This window comes from Pseudomonas sp. Y3 TE3536, from assembly GCF_053629175.1.
In genome coordinates, this window is record NZ_JBRJHU010000001.1 from 63,668 (window position 1) to 81,880 (window position 18,213).

Genomic DNA, 18,213 nt, shown 5'->3' on the forward strand with positions numbered 1-18,213 from the left:
TCGATGAGCTCTCGCCTGCATGCCCGTGCATTGACCCTGCGCCGCGACACCCGAACGCTGTCGCACGACCTGTCCCTGGAAATCGAGGATGGCGCTTTTACTGTCATCGTCGGCCCCAACGCATGCGGTAAATCGACTCTGCTGGCAGCATTGGCGCGGTTGCTGCCCCCCAGCTGCGGCCAGGTGCTGCTCGATGGCCAAGACATCCAGCAACGCCCTGCCAAAGACGTCGCCCGGCGCCTGGCCTTACTGCCCCAAAGCGCCACGGCGCCAGACGGCATCAGTGTCGCCGAGCTGGTTGCGCGCGGCCGCTACCCGCACCAGAGCCTATGGCGGCAATGGTCGAAGGCCGACGAGCACGCCGTGCAGCAGGCCATGCGTGCCACCGGTATCGAAGCGCTTGCCGAGCGCCCGCTGCAGGCACTGTCGGGCGGCCAGCGCCAGCGCGTGTGGATTGCCATGGTGCTGGCCCAGGACACGCCGATTTTGCTGCTCGACGAGCCCACCACCTACCTGGACATCGCGCACCAGTTCGAGCTGCTGGAGTTGCTGCGCGAACTGAACCAGCAGGGCCGCACCATCGTGGCCGTGTTGCACGACCTCAACCAGGCCTGCCGCTACGCGAGCCACCTGGTGGCCATGCGCGACGGCGCGATCGTGGCACAGGGTGCGCCAAGCGAAATCTTCACTGAAGCGCTGGTGCAGCGCGTGTTCGGGCTTTCGGCGCTGATCATCGAAGACCCGGTCAGCGGCACCCCGCTGCTGGTGCCACGCGGGCGCAGCGAGCCCGCTTAATCCGGCAGCACCGGCGCCGGTGCGCCGAGCATGCGGCCACCGGTGGCCTGGTTGACCAGCCCGGCCTCATGGAACAGCGCCTGGCGGTCTTCAGGCGCACGCAACTGCCCCAGGTCAGTGACCGTGGTCATCACGCAGACAATTTCCTGCTGCGCGTCGAACACCGGCGCGGCCTGCCCGGTCACGCTCGACAGCAAGTGGCTGGTCAGCTCAGCCCAGCAATGCTGACGAATCTGCTCCAGCACCTTGGCACTGGGTGGGGTGCCGCGAAAATGCGCCGGCTGCAACTTGCGCGCGGCATCGATCGTGGCCTTGGGCAGAAACGCCTGGAACACCAGCCCGCACGCAGTGTTGTCGATGGGCAAGATGTCGCCCAACGCCAAGGGGTTGATCGAGAAATAGGCACTGCGGTACCAGCGCACCAGGGTCGGCCCGCGGTCGGTCCAGATCGCCACGCCACCGCTGGCGGCATGCCGTTGCGCCAGGGCCTTCATGTGCTGGGCGCCGATGTCCACTGCATCCACCCGTTTCAGGGCGCCAATGCCGATGCTCAGGGCTGCCGGGCCAAGGTCATACAGCGCGCTAGCCGGGTCCTGCCTGGCCAGCCCTTCTTTGACCAGGCTCTGCAGATAGCGATGCGCTGTGGAACCACCGGTACCAGTACGGCGGGCGACCTCGCCCAGGCTCAATTCACTCTCGGCATTGGCCAGCACATTCAGGAACCGCGCAGCAATCGACACCGACTGAATGGTGCCGGAACGCTTCTCGCCGGGGCTCTCCGGCTCCGCATCGGCAGGGGACTGCAAAGTGTTCAACGGGGCTATCTCCTCATTTCTGATTATCTGGCCAAGCGGCAGCGCCACGCCCGGCACGCGCGGCTGCCCATCATACCGCCAGCGGCCCTCGCAGGGTGCGAATGCACGTGCAGGGCGGTCACACCATACCACTTCGAGGAATAGATTCTTTATTGCGGAACGAGATGGCACCGTGATACCTTCCATCGCAAACGAGGATCGTTCTCATTTGGAGGTTGTCTTGAAGTACCCCGCGCAACGCTCGATCAGCCAAGGATTTGGTGTGCTGACCCTGTCCACCCTGCTTGCCGCCCCACCCGTCCTGGCCGAACAGACGCCAGCCGCCGCCAACTCGCAGCTGGTGCTGGCACCGGTGCTGGTGAGCGGCGAGAAGGTCGAACGCGACCTCAAGAACACTGCCTCGTCGGTGTCGGTGAAGAACGCCAGCGAGATCGACACCCTCAAGACCGGCAACGCCTCGGTGCACGAAGTGCTCAACGATGTGCCCAACGTGATCTACACCGACTCGGTCGGCGCGCCGATCATCCGCGGCCAGGACAGCCAGGGCCCGAACAACGGCGCCAACGTGTTCTGGGGCGGCACGGTACCGCGGGCCACGATCAACCTCGACGGGCACTACCTGAACTACAACGAGATGTACTTCGGCGCACCGTCGGTGTGGGACGTCGACACCATCGAGGTCTACCGCGGGCCGCAGACCACCAGCCAGGGCGCCAACGCCATTGCCGGGGCCATCGTGGTCAAGACCAAAGACCCGACCTTCACACCGGAGGCGGCCTACCAGGCAGAACTGGGTAGCTACCACGCCCGGCGCAGCTCGCTGGCGGTCTCCGGGCCGCTGACCGACAACCTGGCCGGCCGCCTGGCCCTGGATTACGCCGCCCGTGACACGTTCATCGACTACACCAACCCGTCCTTTGCCAGCCACGGCACCGACCAGGACTTCCGCTCGCTGAACCTGCGCGGCAAGTTGCTATGGCTGCCCGAAGCGGTGCCCGGCCTGGGCCTGAAATACACCTTCGCCCACGGCGACTCCAACCGCCCCACCCAGGAAGCCGCCTCGTACCCGTTTCACAAGCTGAACCACACCGGCGCCACCATGCCCAGCTGGCACCAGCAAACCAACACGCATATCGTCGATGTCGATTACGAACTGGGCAACGGCATGAAGCTGTTCAACCAGACCCAGTACTCGCTGTCCAACGTGCACCGCGTGCTGGGCGTGGCCAACAGCGGCGATGCCGATGTCCGCCAGAAGAACTTCTCCAACGAAACGCGCGTCACCTTCGGCGAGCAGCAAGACACCCTCAGCGGCATGGCCGGCCTGTACCTGGCTCGCACTGACTCCGATGAAATCCTGTATTACGGCGGCATCTCCGACTTCGACGACACCAAGCGCAACCTCGGCGTGTTCGGTGAAGTCAGCTATCGCCTGAACGACCGCTGGACCCTGACCACGGCCTTGCGCTTCCAGCAAGACCAGGTCCAGCGCGAGGGCACCTCGCCTTTCGCCACCGATGGCCTGGACTACGACAAGACCTTCAACGCCTTCCTGCCCAAGGTATCGCTGGCCTACGCCCTGACCCCGGAATGGACAGTGGGCGGCATGGTCAGCCGCGGCTACAACCCCGGCGGTGTGTCGCTGAACATGAGCAGCAAGCGCTTCGAGCAATTCGACGACGAGCGCATGTGGAACTACGAACTGTTCGCCCGCGCCAGCCTGCTGAACGACCGCCTGCACGTGAACGGCAACCTGTTCTACATGGACATGCAGGATGCGCAGTACAACATCCCCGTGGTGCTGGCCTCAGGCCTGACTCAGTCCTACACCATCAACGCCGAAAAGGCCCACGCCTATGGGGTCGAGCTGTCGGCAGACTACCGCGTGCTCGACAACCTGACCCTCAAGGCCAGCGCTGGCGCCCTGCAGACCCGCATCGACGACATCGACGCCAACAGCAGCTATGCGCATAACGAGTTTGCCCGTTCGCCCGGCTACACCGTCAGCTTCGGCCCGAGCTGGGACATCACCGACCGCCTCAACCTCAACGCCCAAGTGCGCCACGTCGATGGCTACTACTCGGATATCGCCAACACCAAAAGCTATGCCATCGACGGTTACACCGTGGCCGATGCACGCATGAGCTACCGCTTCAACGACCAGCTCCAGGTGTACACCTACGTCAAGAACGTCTTCGACGAGCGCAGCGCGACCTACATGCAGACCAACCGGGGCATTGGCGGGATCGAAGCCAGCATGACCGAGCCGCGCACGCTTGGCGTGGGCGTCAAAGGCGCGTTCTAAGCCCCCCCTGCTGGCCGATAAGCACCGGCCAGCGCTTATTTGCCAGCCACTGGAGAACCGACCCTGATGACTCATCAACAAGGCCTGCACATCGGCATGTCGCTCGCCCCGACCTGGCTAAGCGGCGAAGGCTGGCGGCGCCCAGACAGCCGCGTCGAAAGCCTGTTTGGCAGCGACTTCGCCCTGGACATCGCACGCCGCTCAGAAGCCGCGCACCTGGATTTCGTGTTCCGCCCCGACGTCAGTTGCGTGGTCGCCGACGCGCTGCAAAGCGGCTCGGGCTTCACCAGCCTCGACCCCACGGTGCTGCTGGCCGCGCTCACCCGCGAGACTACGCACATCGGCCTGGTGTCGACCGTTTCGACCACGTTCTTCCCGCCGTACCTGGTGGCTCGCCAGCTGCAGTCTCTGAACTGGCTGAGCAACGGCCGCGTGGGCTGGAACATCGTCACCGCGTTGCAAGGGCACGAAAATTTCGGCCTGCCTGCCATGCCCAGCGCCGAAGAGCGCTACGCCCGCGCCGCCGAATTTACCGACGTGGTGCAGCGGTTGTGGCGCAGCTTCCCCAACCAGGCGCTGCGAATCGACCGTGACAACGGTGTCTATGCCGACCCGGCGCAAGTCCAGCCAATAGACCACCAGGGCGACTTCCTCCAGGTGCAAGGCCCGCTCAACCTGCCGGAACAGGGCAGCCGCATTCCACTGATCCAGGCGGGCGCCTCTGACAGTGGCCGCGACTTCGCTGCCCGGGTCGCCGACATCGTCTTCGCCCCCACGCCCGACCAGGCCGCCGCCGCCGAGCTGCGCCGTGACCTTTCACGACGGGCCGAACGCCATGGTCGCAACCCCGCAGACATCCGCCTGCTGCCGGGGCTCAGCCTGTTCCTGGCGCCTACCCGCAAGGAGGCGCGCGAACTGTTCATGGACACCCATGCGCGGGTCGACAAGGCACGCAAATATGCTGCCATCGAAAAGATGATCGGCATCGACCTGACGAACTGGCCAAGCGACCGACGCATTCACGCTGCCGACCTGCCACCACTGCAACTGCTGCCCGGTGCCAGCCGCACGCATGTGAGCTTGTTGCGGCGCTTGATCGAGCGCGAATCGTTGCTGCCTAGCGAGCTGTTGATGCGCCCAGAAGTGCTCTCGGCGGCGCACTGGCAGGTGATCGGCACGGTCGACGACGCGGTGGAAGAAATTGCCGACTGGGCCGAGGCGGGTGTAATGGATGGGTTTATTGCGGCGCCGGGGGGCTCGTTCGGCTCGGTGTATTGCTTCCTCGATGAGGTGGTGCCGCGGCTGGTGGAGCGCGGGCTGTTCCGCGGGCAATACCAAGGCGCTACCTTTGCCGAGCACCTGCAACGCTACTAGCCACTACCTCGCCCCCTGTAGCGGCCTTGCCGGGGCGCCGGACCGGTCGAAAAGGGCTGCACCACGATAATCGCCGGGGCTGTGTGGGAGCGGGCTTGCCCCGCGAACACCGGCGCAGCCGGTGCCATGCACCGCGTATTCTCATTCGCGGGGCAAGCCCGCTCCCACACAGCAGCCTCACGCCACCGCTTTTTCCGCCCGGCGCCCGGCCTCCAGCTCACGCACCAGCGGCAACACATGCTCACCAAAGTACGCCACCTCCTCATGGAAATGCAGGAACCCTGAGAGAATCAAATCCACCCCCACCGCCTTTAGCGCAACAATGCGCTCGGCAATCTGCAGCGGTGTGCCGATCAGGTTGGTCTTGAACCCATCGTTGTACTGCACCAGGTCCTCGAAGCTGGACGTGGCCCAGTTGCCCTCGCCTTCCGGGCTGGCCGCCCCGGCGTTTTTGACCTCATGCCCGAACGCCTTCACCGCCTCGGGGTTAGCCTTGTCGATGATCTCCTGCAACACCGCCCGCGCCTCTTCCTCGGTGTCGCGGGCAATGATGAAGGCATTCACCCCCACCTTGATCGCATGGCCGTTGGCGGCTGCCTTGGCACGCAAATCGTCGACCTGGGCCTTGATCCCCTCCACGGTATTGCCATTGGTGAAGTACCAGTCCGACACCCGCGCCGCCATGTCCCGCGCTGCACGCGAACTACCACCTTGGAAGATTTCCGGGTGCGGCTGCTGCAGGGGTTTGGGTTTAAGGGTGTAGTCCCGGAAGCGATAGAAATCGCCGTTGAAGGTGAAATTGTCCTGGGTCCAGATGCCCTTCAGCGCACGGATGAACTCCTCTGAACGGCGGTAGCGCTCGTCATGGTCCAGCCACGGTTCGCCGATGGCGTGGAACTCGCCCTTGAACCAGCCCGACACCAGGTTGATGGCGATCCGCCCGTGGGTGAACTGGTCGATGGTTGCCAGTTGCTTGGCCGCCAGCGCCGGGTTCCATGGGCCTGGAAGGATGGCCGCGATGACCTTGAGCTTCTCGGTGGCGGCCAGCAGCGCATGGCTGATGGTGACCGACTCGTGCTGGTTGTCGGCACCATAACCGGCAGTGAAACGAATTTGCGACAGGGCGTAGTCAAAGCCCGCCTTTTCGGCGATCTGCGCCAGTTTGCGGTTGTAGTCGATGTCCCAGCTGGTGCGTTGCTCGATGGTGCTCACCACCAGGCCACCGCTGACGTTGGGGACCCAGTAGGCGAACTTGATTGGGGCTTGGCTCATGGGGAGGCTCCTTGGCTGTCCTCGAAGGGTTGAAGCAGACAACGCAGCAACCGTGCCAAACGAAAATAGCGTTGAGCCTCAATGGGATAGCCAACAGCGCAGACCGGGCGCGGTGCCCTCTGCGCAGCAGACTGTCGAAACACTGTTGCGGGGGCAACACGGCTAGCAGCGACTGGGAGGGTTCTCGCTATCACCTTCGGAAAAGATCTTCATTGTTTACACTTTCACTGTTGAGCGCTAACGCATCAGCGGTGCTTGCGCATCCCCATGTGCGCATCGTCCATCAGCGCCTTGGCCATTTCGCAAAGAAAGTGCGAGGCCCAGACCAGCGTAGGTTCGTCGTCCATCACGCCGATGAACGAGGCTCGCCTTGAGCAGTCCATCAGCACCGACGCCTGCTCGATGGCATGGTCGCAGCAGTTGCCGGGTTCTACGCGAAACAGGCGCTTGCCCTGTATCACGCCGTCCAGGCACGACGCGGAGCCTATGGTCAAACCCAGCGTGCCGGTGCGTTCTGGTAATACCTTGTCCATTGCATATCTCCCTGCGCTGTCGCGCTGAAAACAACGTTCGCAAGCGCGTCGACGCCCCCTGTAGGAGCGGGCTTGCCCGCGAAGGGCTGCAAAGCAGCCCCGGCATCGGTGAATGTCAATGCAGCGTCTGCATGTGCGGCCTGGCCGTGAGTTGCACCTGCGCAACCGCCGATTCCAGCAATGTGCGCACCGCTTCCATTTCGTGCATGACGGCCAGGGTCATGATGGAGGCAGGCGACTTGGGAAGCGTGGAGACGGCGTGGTGGGCGACGGCCAAGGCGCAGAGTACGTACTCCGAGGCCTGGATCAGGGTGTCTTCGAGGTGATGAGGTGTATCGGGGGAGCACGGTGGGTCGGGGACGATCTTGAGCATGGCGAGTCTCTCTAGTTGCACTATTCAGATCGCCACCTGCTCACTTGCAGATGATTGGGTGGCGGCTACATACAGGCCTGCAAGGCCGGGGGCAACTAGAGAGAATGCCCGGCTGGTCCGAGGACCACCCGTACGTAGCCACCATAAAGCGCAGCCGGATGCAAAGCATCTGTGGCTGATGGTGGACTCTTCCTAGTTGACCCTACAGGCTTGCAGACCTGATCGTTGATTTCTCACCGACGCGGCCAGACTAGAAGGCTCTCCCCCTCACTTCAATGACGCAATGGCCTGCAAAGAGTTATTCAGAAACGCCCTACAAGGAAGAGCCAAAATCTGATGATTTCCGCTAGCTCTGTATCAATTTCGTGCCGCATTTTCCTGCTTGCCTAATACATATGGAAATGCGTATATTCGATTATCCATATGTAAAGAGCACCTCCATGATCACCCCACCCGAGGTCTTCAAGAACCTGGCCGACGAGACGCGCGCTCGCGCCACCCTGCTCATCGCCAGCCTGGGCGAGCTCTGCGTTTGCGAGCTGATGTGCGCCCTCGACGACAGCCAGCCGAAAATCAGCCGCCATCTCGCCCAACTGCGAAGCAGCGGTCTGCTGCTGGATCGCCGCCAAGGCCAATGGGTGTATTACCGCCTCAACCCAGACCTGCCCACGTGGGTGCACGACATGCTGCAGGTGACGTTGCAGGCCAATGCCACCTGGCTGCAGGCGAACACAGCCCGCCTGCAGCACATGGCCGACCGCCCCGTCCGCGCAGCCGCCTGCTGCTGAAGCCGCCACCCCGCGAGAGAGCCTTCCAATGCAAGTCCTGTTCATGTGCACCGCCAACAGCTGCCGCAGCATCCTCAGCGAAGCGCTGTTCAATCACCTGGCACCGCCAGGCTTCGCAGCCGTCAGTGCCGGCAGTTTTCCCAAAGGCCAGGTGCTGCCGCGCAGCCTCACCACCCTGCAGCAGGCCGGCATTTCCACAGACGGCCTGCACAGCAAAGGTAACGATGCCTTCGCCGCCAACCCGCCGGACATCGTCATCACCGTCTGCGACAAAGCCGCCGGTGAACCCTGCCCCGTGTACTTCGGCCCAGCCCTAAAAGCCCACTGGGGCCTGGAAGACCCTTCCGAGGTCGAGGGTGACGAGGCCGCGATTGACGCCGCGTTCAACGCCACGCTGGCCATCATCGAGCGACGTTGCAACGCCCTCTTCGCCCTCCCCTTCAATACCCTCGGCCACGACGAGTTCAAGCGCGAGCTGGACCGCATCGGCACGCTTTAAGGAGGCCCCATGTCCGAGCAACTGCCCAACCTCGACCTGTCCCTGTTCGACGCAGCCCCAGCCGCGCCCCGTGCCAGCGAGCACAAACCGCGCATCCTGCTGCTGTACGGGTCGACCCGCGAACGCTCCTTCAGCCGCTTGCTGACTGAAGAAGCTGCCCGCCTTCTGCAGCATTTCGGTGCCGAGACGCGCATCTTCGATCCCTCCGGCCTGCCGTTGCCTGACGACGTGCCGGTAGAGCACCCCAAAGTGCAAGAACTGCGTGACCTGGTGCTGTGGTCCGAAGGCCAGGTCTGGTGCTCGCCCGAACGCCACGGCGCCCTGTCGGCCGTGTTCAAGGCGCAGATCGACTGGGTCCCCTTGGCCCTCGGCGCCGTACGCCCCACCCAAGGCAAGACCCTGGCCGTGATGCAAGTGTGCGGGGGTTCGCAGTCGTTCAACGTGGTCAACCAACTGCGCGTACTGGGCCGCTGGATGCGCATGTTCACCATCCCCAACCAGTCCTCGGTGCCCAAGGCGTACCTGGAATTCGACGATGCCGGCCGCATGAAGCCATCGCCCTACTACGACCGGGTGGTCGACGTGATGGAAGAGCTGGTGAAGTTCACCCTGTTGCTGCGCGACCGCACCGAGTTTTTGGTGGACCGCTATTCCGAGCGCAAAGAAAGCGCCGAGCAGCTTACGGCGCGGGTTAACCAGCGCTCGATCTGAGTGATTACCGGGGACGGCGCGGCTTTGAAGCCGTCCCCGGCCCTTGACGCAACCTCCGGGTATCAGTACGTTTTCAGCCCCCTCCCTTTTCGGCCCCCTCTGCAGTGCACCGCCCAGGCGTTAATTCGCGAAGCGGGCATTCAAGATGCCGACACTTATACGGTCGCCTAATGGCGTGCCGCTACTCCGTTATCAAGTGAACAAGGTTGATTACATGATCATTCGTCAGGCCAACGCCGCAGACCATCCACTGCTGCTCGACATCTGGCTGCGCGCCGTTCGCGCCACTCACCATTTTTTGCAGGCATCCGACATAGACGCGCTGCTGCCGCAGTTGCGCGATGTTTACCTCCCCGCTGTCGAGTTGTGGGTCGCGGTCGATGCTGAAGATTGCCCATTAGGCTTCATCGGGCTGAATCAGGAGCATGTGGAAATGCTCTTTATCGACCCCGACCTGCGTGGGCGCGGAATTGGGCGCGCGCTGCTGGATTACGCACGCGGTTCGCGGCACACGCTGAGTGTGGATGTGAACGAGCAGAACCCGGAGGCTGTGGGGTTTTATCTGCATTATGGGTTTGTGCAGACGGGGCGCTCTAAGGTGGATGGTGAGGGGCGGCCGTTTCCGTTGTTGCATATGAGTTTGCCGAGTTAAACGGTCGAGCTTGATGGGCAGCTGGGCTCGCGGAGCTAAGGCACCCGCGGGCTTTCCATGGAGCGTTTACGCTGAGCGCTTTTTAACAGCCCATCGCAGCGGTCAGTCGCCCCGACAAGCCAGTTCCTACAGGAGTAGCGTATTTCGTGTGAGTCTCGCTCACCTGTAGGACCTGGCTTGCCGGGGCGCCGGACCGCTGCGATGGGTCGCGCAGCGGCCCCCTTGGCCCTAAGTGGCTGGCATTAGGATTTAGCCCGTCTCTCGAAGATCTGCCTCAGGGACACCCGCGAATAACGTACGCGAGCCCGAACTGCCCTTCCTTCAATCAGCCCTGAGGGTTACAGGGCCGAGAGAACAGGCTCATCGCACTTTGTAGGCGTTCATACAGGCCGAGGCGCGCTGGCGGGCATCAGCCAGCTTCTCTACCGGCATCTTGTCAACGATCTCCACCAAGCTTACGCGGGCGTCGCTCGCAATCTTCTGCTCGGTGTCCGCATGCGCGTCCGCAGCTGCAGCATTGCGTGTGGCAGTATCTATGGCACAGCGCACCCATGTGTAAGACTGAACGGGATCTGGCCTCACCCCTTTGCCTTCCTGATAAGCGATGCCCAGATGCCACTGAGCCTCCGAAACACCCAGCGCTGCGCCTTTGTGCCACAGATCGACAGCCAAGGATGGGTCGGCCTGCATGCCAAGGCCATAGTAGGCCAGGTAGCCCAGGTTGTTGAGCGCAAGCCGATTCCCTTGCGCCACGGCCTGACGCCACTGCACCACCGCTTCAGGATAGTCTTCGCGCTTGTATGCATCGACACCCAGGCCATAAGCCGAGTCGCCTCGTAATCCGATGCGCGTTTGATCGGTGGCAGGGGTTGAAGGGGTTGAGGATGTGCAGGAGGTCATCATCAATACACTAACGATGAACGCAGTCCTGAGGTTCTGATGCACGATGGAATCCTTGCCATGTGTCGGTCGGGGGCGGGACGTTATCGGAAATTGTGCCTGCCAACAAGGTCGCGCCAACAGCATTCGAAGGACCTGTTTCCGGACGAACCGCGATTTCTCTTGGTAAACTAGCCGTCTTCCACACTCACGCGAACATGGCCGATGTAGCGGGCTTAGCAATCCGCCTCTGCGTGTGCTGTTGCCACGGGAATTTGCTACACGTCGCCGCCCGGTTGCTAAATCGCAGCCACCGCTTGCTGAAATCGCCCTGAAAACCCCGAATCCGGTACGAAACACGTTGAACGAAATGACTGCAAAATCAGGCTCTAACCCAGTTGCGACAAGGCCTGAGCCGTCGCGCCGGTTCTCCGTTGCACCGATGATGGATTGGGGTTGTTTTTCCTCAAAGCCAAGGAGATCAGGGCCTACAGCCTAGGATATTTCGACGCGTACCAATTTTGTACCATCAGTCAACGATAGAAAATCTCATCGTTTCGCAAGCCGCCCGGCATAGTGTCCCGCATGGTTAATTCTTTCATCTATTGAAATAGTTTCGCCTAATGATTCCGAGAGCTTCAAATCAACGAATACCTGAATGGGACACTTGAGCAAGACCAAATTTACAAATAAGCCTAAGAGCCCTTACTAAGAATAAATTTTTATCGCCCCCCGATTTTCATCATTGATACGCCTCTGTTCTTCACGTTTAGCGTTAAGGAAATCACTCACAGCTTTTGAGCCAAACTCACAGCGAAGCCCCTCTCGGGCAAGACCAACAAACCTAAAGTAGACTGGATCACCTTCACTTTTAACGTACTTCCGCTCCTCTTCCATAATCTGGCCATAGTGCCGTGTCATGACCTCCTTTAATCGCCCAACTTTATCAATACCGAAGTTTACAAGATCCACCAATAGATCATCATAGTCTTCTGACTCTCTTTTATTAGCGGCCGGAAAAATCTTTGTAAGTACTGCCTCAACGAGATCGACATTCAGAAGCTCATCCGGATCACTTACCACAGACTCCGCCTCTAAATATTCATCGCGGGCCATAAGCAAACGATCAAACTCGACATCCACAGTTTCTAGAAGTGCGGAGGCTCTGTTAATAGCTCTCCGTAACGGTGGAGGCACGCCCGCTTCCTGCTTGTATTGTAGCTTATGAGAAACAGCTGCCCAAATATGCTGAGCCAATGTCCTCACTTGAATTTCCACTCGCAAACCGCCCAGGTCACTCCAAGTAGGTAGTTTCGTCCATTCGTCTGGAACCTCAACAATAAAATGTTGAGATTGATACCCGAACTGTGACTCCCCTAGCTGAGCAGACTTATCTTCAGAGTGAAGAACCATGAGATTAGAATTTAGCACCTCAGACACCACCGCCAAATCCTTGCTGAACAGCAGTATTAACCTTACACCTATTAGATCATCCAGTTTCGCAACGCTATCAAGCTCTAGAGATTTTCGCTCAGACTTTTCAGCTATTGACTCCCACGCCTTAATTCGCGACTCTATCGGAACACCGAGAGATACATTCCCTTTTTTGAGTAAGTGATCCAGTTCTGCCAGCAAAGCTGTTTTCAACCTCTCTGCTTGCGGCACTATCCTGTTATAACTATCCGATAGAGCGCTCGTATCCATCTCCACTCCGATATTCTCTCAGTTCAAATATAAAATCGTTATCCACATTGCCGTTGTCTAGCAGACCCAGGGCATGGCGATATGACATTACCATGACAGACCTCGATTGTGCTGCTGTAGGACCAGAAAAAGGCGCCAAAGCGCCTCAAGATCAGGGCTTGAGCGCCACTTTTCATTCTGGCATCTGTGTGGACGTGGGCATAGATTGGCATCGAATGGCGCATGGCTTGCCCATTTTTGCCCCATGACTAGACCGGAGTTCCCCTCCAAGGCCGAGCTGTCCTGGCTCTGATACTGCCAGACCAGGGATAGGGATCTGAACCCGCCCGCTCTGCACGGGAGGCCGCTTTAGGCCCGAAAATACGGCCACCAACCGTGGCTATGAAGGCTCATTCCGGCCTGATCCGGCCCGGTTTTTGCCCTAACTTTGCCCTAAAACTAGCCTACCTTTCCCAACTCATCGACGCGCCGCATACTGTTCATCCATACAGCAAAAGGGTGACTGTCATGACTTCTCACACTACTGCCCGGCAACCACTTCGGCTCAATCTGGACGAGCACCAGATCGAAATAGTCGAGTGGATCGTGGATCATCAGCCATTGAGTTTTGCTGCCATCCATTGCGGCCCAGCTCGCGTGCTGTTGGACTGGAGCATTGAGGATCTGAGCTCAACATCCGGCGTTTCTCCTCAGGCAATCCAGCGGCTTGAGGCGGGAGGAAACCTCAATCCAATCAGCATGCAGGCAGTGGCATTTGCATTTGAGGCAGAGGGGCTAGTGTTCTTCCCTGGCCATCCTCCACTCAGAGGTGAGAACTGTCGCGGATCGACGAAAAACCCTCGCAGCCGCTCCGACTACCACCTACTGGAGTAGCTAGACATGCGCCCGCAATACAGTCTCTCTGCCGGAGAACTGGCACCCGGCCTGGTGCTACCCCCTGAGATCCAAAGGCGTCTACGATTGGTACTTAGATCGATCGAAGCCGCCTTGCCCCGTGAACTGCCTAATTGCACAAGCTACCGCCCAAGGGGTTTGTCTCGCCTTGGACATAGGCCATGTTCTTGCTCAATGCGATCTCGAGCGAGTAGAAATCTTGATCGACAACACCGCCGACCGGCGAATGGCCGAGCTGGCTAACGTTACCGGCCTTAACCAATCCGCTCTGACATGCCGATGATGGATTAGACACAGTCTTCTCATAGCTCAGATTCGTACCAGCCCGCAGGCACGGCAAGCACCTCCAGTAACAATTTTGTACCATCCGGACGCCGCCACGAGGTGAGGCCCTTGAGCCATCCTCGGTGTGGCTTGGTACACCAAACGAGCGGCACCGAGCCTATTTCCGGCTCCCTGGCCGCTGTCATCACAAGTACATGGCTCAGGCTGCATGTAGACGTTTCAAATCATCAGGGTTATCTTCCAGACACCTTTTGATGCCGAAGGGACACGGCCCCTTCGGAGTAGACTTTTTCCGCTTCAGGTATAGGCACTTGATCAATCCACCCTTTTTAGCCTTGAAGCGAAGGGCCGAGGAACTGCATTCCTCCGCCTGTCGCGAATTGCCCGTCAACCCAGAGTGTGGCGGACTACTGCTATTCTATGCAGCTGAATGCTCTCTTAAAGCCGCATATATGTATAAGAATAACCTCCGACATACTGGCGAGCAACGAGGCCAATACAAAGCTGCAAGAAGCTTTGTTCACAACCTGAAAGACCTTATAACGTCTCTCAACATCCCTTCCGCATCCTTACCGAAAACACCCGAAGTCTTTCTGGTTCGGAATGGTGAGAGAAACGAAATTAGCGATCTCCATCAAGCCTGGAGATATGGCGAAAAAATCAGAGAGACAGCCACGATTATTCAGTGGCTCACCAAACTAATTGAATGGTGCAAGAAAAACACATGACCATTGACCAAACTCCGATGACATGGATGGACGTAGCGCGTCGATTCGCATCTGTTTCGCTTTGCGATTCTAATACTCCCTCAGAAGTCATACGAGCGAGAGTAGGTTGGTTTGGGCTGATCATTGAAGTAAGGAAAGGCACAGACCAGCAAACAATTTTTGATTGGCTGGAAAATCTATTTCCTTCGCGCTTGCGACTGGAACCACTTTCATTGGAGCTGGAGGGCCCAAGCCATAATGGACTGGACATCGAAATCCTCGAAGAGGAAGCGGAGCCTCACTACAGGCAATCTTTTGGCATAGTAGATGGCATCATAGAATTCTTGCCATCTCCATCTATAAAACAGGTTGAGCGCCCCGTACCAGTAGTCGCTGCTCTAAGTGTTAAAGGGGGAACTGGACGGACAACGACAGCAATTGCGTTTTCTCTTCGTTGGGCCGAGCTGTCTGAAGGACCGATATTACTCGTTGATGCCGACCTAGAGGCACCTGGAGTTAGCTATCTATTCGAAAGCTATGCCGGCACTCCGAAAATTTCCCTCGAGGATATTATCACCCTTGCTCACTCAGAAGAATCAGAAGGCGCACCCGAGACTATAGCGTTTGCCGCGGAACGCCTCAAAGATCATGCCATCAGTGGCAATTTGATCATCCTGCCACTGAGGCGGAATATTGACGAGCTTGCCAGCTCTTCCATCCGCCCGGAGCACCTATCAACGCCCGAGCAGCCTTTTGCGCTTGCCGACATTCTTTCTAAAATCGCCGCACAACTCGGCTGTGCGGGCGTTGTAGTCGACGTGCGCGCCGGCCTTGTTCCCCTAGGCGTAACTATGGCGATGGACCCCAATGTCTCACCTATCATAGTAACTACGTTGGCAGATCAGTCGATAAGGGCTACATCAGGGCTAGTAAAATTCTTGTCGCGTGAAATAAAGCGCCAAGGGGGCTGGCTGCGCAAACCACTGGTAGTGATAAATCGCGTACCCGCAATATTCAAACAGGCTGGGCTAGACAAAAAGCTTATTGAACCGTTAACAACAGAGCTTATGTCAAGCCTAGTACCCGATACCTCTGAATCAATCTCAGCACAATCTGATATCTTCGGCGACGAAGTGGAGTTGGAGCCATTCATCCAAGTTGAAGTCCCAGAACTACCCGACATACAAGTTTCCTCGAAGGAATGGGAAACGTATACGACGCAAATTGCTGGGAGTGGTTTCTCGAAAATAATTGGCTCAGGTATAGACCATTGGATTTCAACGGAATTGAAGACCAACTTTGCCAATGCGACGGACAAGCCAACGCTTTCAAAAGAAGTAGGGGCCGAGCAAGCGCGACGCGTACTCTCAACTTTCGCGAATCAATTAATAGCCGCTGAAAATGCGGAGGGCGAAGTACCTAAGCCGCTAGTAACGCAATCCCTCGCGGCGCTGGCACAAAGATTTCAGTCCGAAGTACCTATTGCAGTAAGCGAAGGTGCCAAAGGCACCGGCAAAACTTTGGCGGCACGATATTTTATTTCTCAACGGCACTGGAACACCGCCGTCAAAGAACTTGTTAATAAATCCGGCGCCATCAACGCCCCCCTCTTGCCAATTTGCGCTTCGATTCAATCGAGCGCAAATTTTCAAACCGAGATTGATGCCGCTCGAACTGCAGCATCTCAAGAGCTATGTTTTGGCACACCTATAACCTCTTATGAAAGCACCTCTTGGCTCAAAGAGGAACTTAGAAAAAACCACACAGAGCAGGAATGGGTAGGCTTATGGCTGGATTTAATAGCTTGGTGCTCAGGATACCAAGTCAATAAACCCGATATAGGAAGCGAGTTTCTTGAGCACTTAAGGACCACTGGCAAGACATTTATCGCTGTATTTGAGGGATTGGAAGAGCTGTATAGTTCCGCGACCGACCTGGGAGTGGATAAAGCTATGCGTGCAATCCTGGTATCTCTTCCTCAGAGACTAAGATCTGAAGCTCGACGTCCACTGGGCGCACTAATTTTCGCCCGACGAGATACAGTAGAAGCTGCTGTCAAACAAAATCTTGATCAGTTTCGCCGTGAGTATTCGCCATTTGCTCTTTCATGGACTGAAGATGACGTCCTTGAACTTGCTGCATGGCTGTCAACCCAATCTGGAGCCATACCCAATCTTTGGACCAGTGATTTCAACATCATTAGCTCAGCGGAAAAAGCCGCTCGCCTTGAGAAATTGTGGGGAAGCAAGCTGGGGCCAGATGATATTCCAGGGAAGCGTACAAGAGAAGCCTATACTGCCACTTGGATTATTGCAGTACTTTCCGACTTACGCGGAAGGCTAGTACCGAGAGACCTAGTAAGGTTTCTTGCTAGCGCAGCCAGTCAGTCATTTGAAGCTGGTGAAGAATCAACTTTTGCTGGACGCCTTTTATCCCCGCGTGTTCTAAAAAATGCTGTGGAACCGACTAGCAATGCAAAGGTAAAAGAAACCGAAGAGGAAATCTCAGAACTCAAGCCAATTTTCGGAAAATTCCGAACCAGAGCCGAAGAGGTTGCAGCGCCGCTGACCACTGAGTCTCTTACAGAAATCGGAATCAGCGACTCAGAACTTGAGACTTTGACGAGGCATGGCATTGTGTATGGCGAAACTGCGCCTTACGAAGTACCGGAGCTGTACCGTCGTGGTTTAGGGTTGCGACACACCGGTGCCCGCCGAAGCGTAGTAAACCTTTATAGGAAAGCCCGTAAAAATTAACCGCAATGTGTAGAGCTCCGCGACTCAAAACCAATCGGGGTCGCGGGGCACCACGCTGTTAGACGCTCGGGTCGCACATCTCGATGCGTGTCATGCTCACCCGCATATTCTTGCACACACCGATTGTGCTGCAGTAAAAACCCGAAAAGCGCCTAAGCCTTCAGACTTTGGCGCTTTTCATATGAATACCAGATGCCAAATGGGCATTTGCCGACTTCTGGAAATAAAAACCAAGTACGATTATTCAATTGTGCTTTTTAATGAATTATAGTGCCTATCAATTTCATCCAAGTGGTTCAACGCGTTCTTCTTCAGCACACTCAACGCAACAACTGATAGCCGTTGACGCTGCTCATAATCATCTCCAACCCTGTTAAGCACCTTTAGAACGTCAGGGTGCATTACTGGAGGAACTAGCAGTTTATCTGTGGCATTGCCCATGAACACAAGCTGATTTGCCAGCCCCAATATTGCGGACACCTGCCTCCCAGAAGCGAGCTCGTGCATCGGAACACCCTGAAGAGCCCTTACCAAAGCCGCCGTGACATCGCTGTTATAGACGCTGTAAAGGCTTAAATTGCTTCCGGGATCATCACTAATGCTATGGATAGCCCCGCGAACTTTATTCGCATATTCATGTGCCGCCTCAGCAATGGAAAATATGGTCTTCTGCTTAAGAAGCCCAGCATGTTCTACAGAAATCCTGGACACTCTAATAGCAACAACTAAAGCTATGATGGAACCTATAGCCTGCACCCAGGCTGGCGCTCCATCACTGGAAATTGCACCCCAAACTAAAAATAATAACTCACGCCAATCGAAGTGCATTTATTTTCTCCATTTGCACGTGGAAATTCTGCGATCACATCAC

17 protein-coding genes are annotated in these 18,213 nt (G+C 57.8%); 10 read left to right on the forward strand and 7 right to left on the reverse strand.

Annotated features, from left to right (window positions below):
* Window positions 1–3 precede the first annotated feature (3 nt).
* The gene (locus tag AB7M33_RS00300) at window positions 4–795 is read left to right on the forward strand and encodes an ABC transporter ATP-binding protein (protein ID WP_454242238.1); all 792 of its coding nucleotides are present in this window, start codon (window positions 4–6) and stop codon (window positions 793–795) included.
* On the opposite strand, the gene AB7M33_RS00305 is transcribed toward AB7M33_RS00300, so the two are convergent.
* Window positions 792–1,610: an IclR family transcriptional regulator gene (locus AB7M33_RS00305; RefSeq protein WP_099430000.1), complete on the reverse strand. Its 819-nt coding sequence runs from the start codon at window positions 1,608–1,610 to the stop codon at window positions 792–794. The genes AB7M33_RS00300 and AB7M33_RS00305 overlap by 4 nt on opposite strands.
* Before the next feature lie 220 nt (window positions 1,611–1,830).
* Here AB7M33_RS00305 and AB7M33_RS00310 point away from each other — a divergent pair, with 220 nt between their 5' ends.
* A complete protein-coding gene (locus tag AB7M33_RS00310) occupies window positions 1,831–3,915 on the forward strand; it encodes a TonB-dependent receptor (RefSeq protein WP_274887760.1) in 2,085 nt (694 codons plus the stop codon).
* A gap of 66 nt (window positions 3,916–3,981) precedes the next feature.
* Window positions 3,982–5,289 carry an NtaA/DmoA family FMN-dependent monooxygenase gene (locus AB7M33_RS00315; RefSeq protein ID WP_454242239.1) on the forward strand — a complete coding sequence of 436 codons (1,308 nt, stop codon included), beginning with the start codon at window positions 3,982–3,984 and terminating at the stop codon, window positions 5,287–5,289.
* A 177-nt stretch (window positions 5,290–5,466) separates the two neighbouring features.
* Here AB7M33_RS00315 and sfnG read toward each other — a convergent pair whose 3' ends face one another.
* From sfnG to AB7M33_RS00330, 3 genes are all read right to left on the reverse strand, one after another.
* Window positions 5,467–6,561, reverse strand: coding sequence for a dimethylsulfone monooxygenase SfnG (sfnG, locus tag AB7M33_RS00320; protein ID WP_454242240.1), 1,095 nt, complete (start codon window positions 6,559–6,561; stop codon window positions 5,467–5,469).
* A gap of 245 nt (window positions 6,562–6,806) precedes the next feature.
* Window positions 6,807–7,094, reverse strand: coding sequence for a DUF3077 domain-containing protein (locus AB7M33_RS00325; RefSeq protein ID WP_265970316.1), 288 nt, complete (start codon window positions 7,092–7,094; stop codon window positions 6,807–6,809).
* 115 nt (window positions 7,095–7,209) lie between these two features.
* The gene (locus AB7M33_RS00330; RefSeq protein WP_085274161.1) at window positions 7,210–7,467 is read right to left on the reverse strand and encodes a hypothetical protein; all 258 of its coding nucleotides are present in this window, start codon (window positions 7,465–7,467) and stop codon (window positions 7,210–7,212) included.
* 440 nt (window positions 7,468–7,907) lie between these two features.
* On the opposite strand from AB7M33_RS00330, the gene AB7M33_RS00335 reads away from it, so the two are divergent.
* The 4 genes from AB7M33_RS00335 to AB7M33_RS00350 all read left to right on the forward strand — a co-directional run bounded on the left by AB7M33_RS00335 (window position 7,908) and on the right by AB7M33_RS00350 (window position 10,117).
* Window positions 7,908–8,255 carry a metalloregulator ArsR/SmtB family transcription factor gene (locus AB7M33_RS00335; RefSeq protein ID WP_238216282.1) on the forward strand — a complete coding sequence of 116 codons (348 nt, stop codon included), beginning with the start codon at window positions 7,908–7,910 and terminating at the stop codon, window positions 8,253–8,255.
* A 28-nt stretch (window positions 8,256–8,283) separates the two neighbouring features.
* Window positions 8,284–8,754: an arsenate reductase ArsC gene (locus AB7M33_RS00340; RefSeq protein WP_454242241.1), complete on the forward strand. Its 471-nt coding sequence runs from the start codon at window positions 8,284–8,286 to the stop codon at window positions 8,752–8,754.
* A gap of 9 nt (window positions 8,755–8,763) precedes the next feature.
* The gene (gene arsH, locus AB7M33_RS00345; RefSeq protein WP_027596595.1) at window positions 8,764–9,465 is read left to right on the forward strand and encodes an arsenical resistance protein ArsH; all 702 of its coding nucleotides are present in this window, start codon (window positions 8,764–8,766) and stop codon (window positions 9,463–9,465) included.
* Between the two features lie 214 nt (window positions 9,466–9,679).
* On the forward strand, window positions 9,680–10,117 hold the full coding sequence (locus AB7M33_RS00350; RefSeq protein WP_454242242.1) for an acetyltransferase: 438 nt from the start codon (window positions 9,680–9,682) through the stop codon (window positions 10,115–10,117).
* 360 nt (window positions 10,118–10,477) lie between these two features.
* Here the strand turns inward: AB7M33_RS00350 and AB7M33_RS00355 are convergent, their stop codons facing one another.
* Window positions 10,478–11,062 (reverse strand): tetratricopeptide repeat protein, encoded by a 585-nt coding sequence (locus AB7M33_RS00355; RefSeq protein ID WP_454242243.1) that lies wholly within the window; start codon window positions 11,060–11,062, stop codon window positions 10,478–10,480.
* Window positions 11,063–11,704: 642 nt separating this feature from the next.
* Complete coding sequence (locus AB7M33_RS00360) at window positions 11,705–12,700, reverse strand: GTP pyrophosphokinase (RefSeq protein WP_454242244.1); 996 nt, start codon at window positions 12,698–12,700, stop codon at window positions 11,705–11,707.
* A 507-nt stretch (window positions 12,701–13,207) separates the two neighbouring features.
* On the opposite strand from AB7M33_RS00360, the gene AB7M33_RS00365 reads away from it, so the two are divergent.
* From AB7M33_RS00365 to AB7M33_RS00375, 3 genes are all read left to right on the forward strand, one after another.
* Window positions 13,208–13,573 carry a helix-turn-helix domain-containing protein gene (locus tag AB7M33_RS00365; protein ID WP_454242245.1) on the forward strand — a complete coding sequence of 122 codons (366 nt, stop codon included), beginning with the start codon at window positions 13,208–13,210 and terminating at the stop codon, window positions 13,571–13,573.
* A 617-nt stretch (window positions 13,574–14,190) separates the two neighbouring features.
* Window positions 14,191–14,607 carry a hypothetical protein gene (locus AB7M33_RS00370; protein ID WP_454242246.1) on the forward strand — a complete coding sequence of 139 codons (417 nt, stop codon included), beginning with the start codon at window positions 14,191–14,193 and terminating at the stop codon, window positions 14,605–14,607.
* Window positions 14,604–17,342: a KGGVGR-motif variant AAA ATPase gene (locus tag AB7M33_RS00375; protein ID WP_454242247.1), complete on the forward strand. Its 2,739-nt coding sequence runs from the start codon at window positions 14,604–14,606 to the stop codon at window positions 17,340–17,342. The genes AB7M33_RS00370 and AB7M33_RS00375 overlap by 4 nt, the downstream gene beginning before the upstream one ends.
* A 240-nt stretch (window positions 17,343–17,582) precedes the next feature.
* Here AB7M33_RS00375 and AB7M33_RS00380 read toward each other — a convergent pair whose 3' ends face one another.
* A complete protein-coding gene (locus AB7M33_RS00380) occupies window positions 17,583–18,170 on the reverse strand; it encodes a hypothetical protein (protein WP_454242248.1) in 588 nt (195 codons plus the stop codon).
* Window positions 18,171–18,213 lie beyond the last annotated feature (43 nt).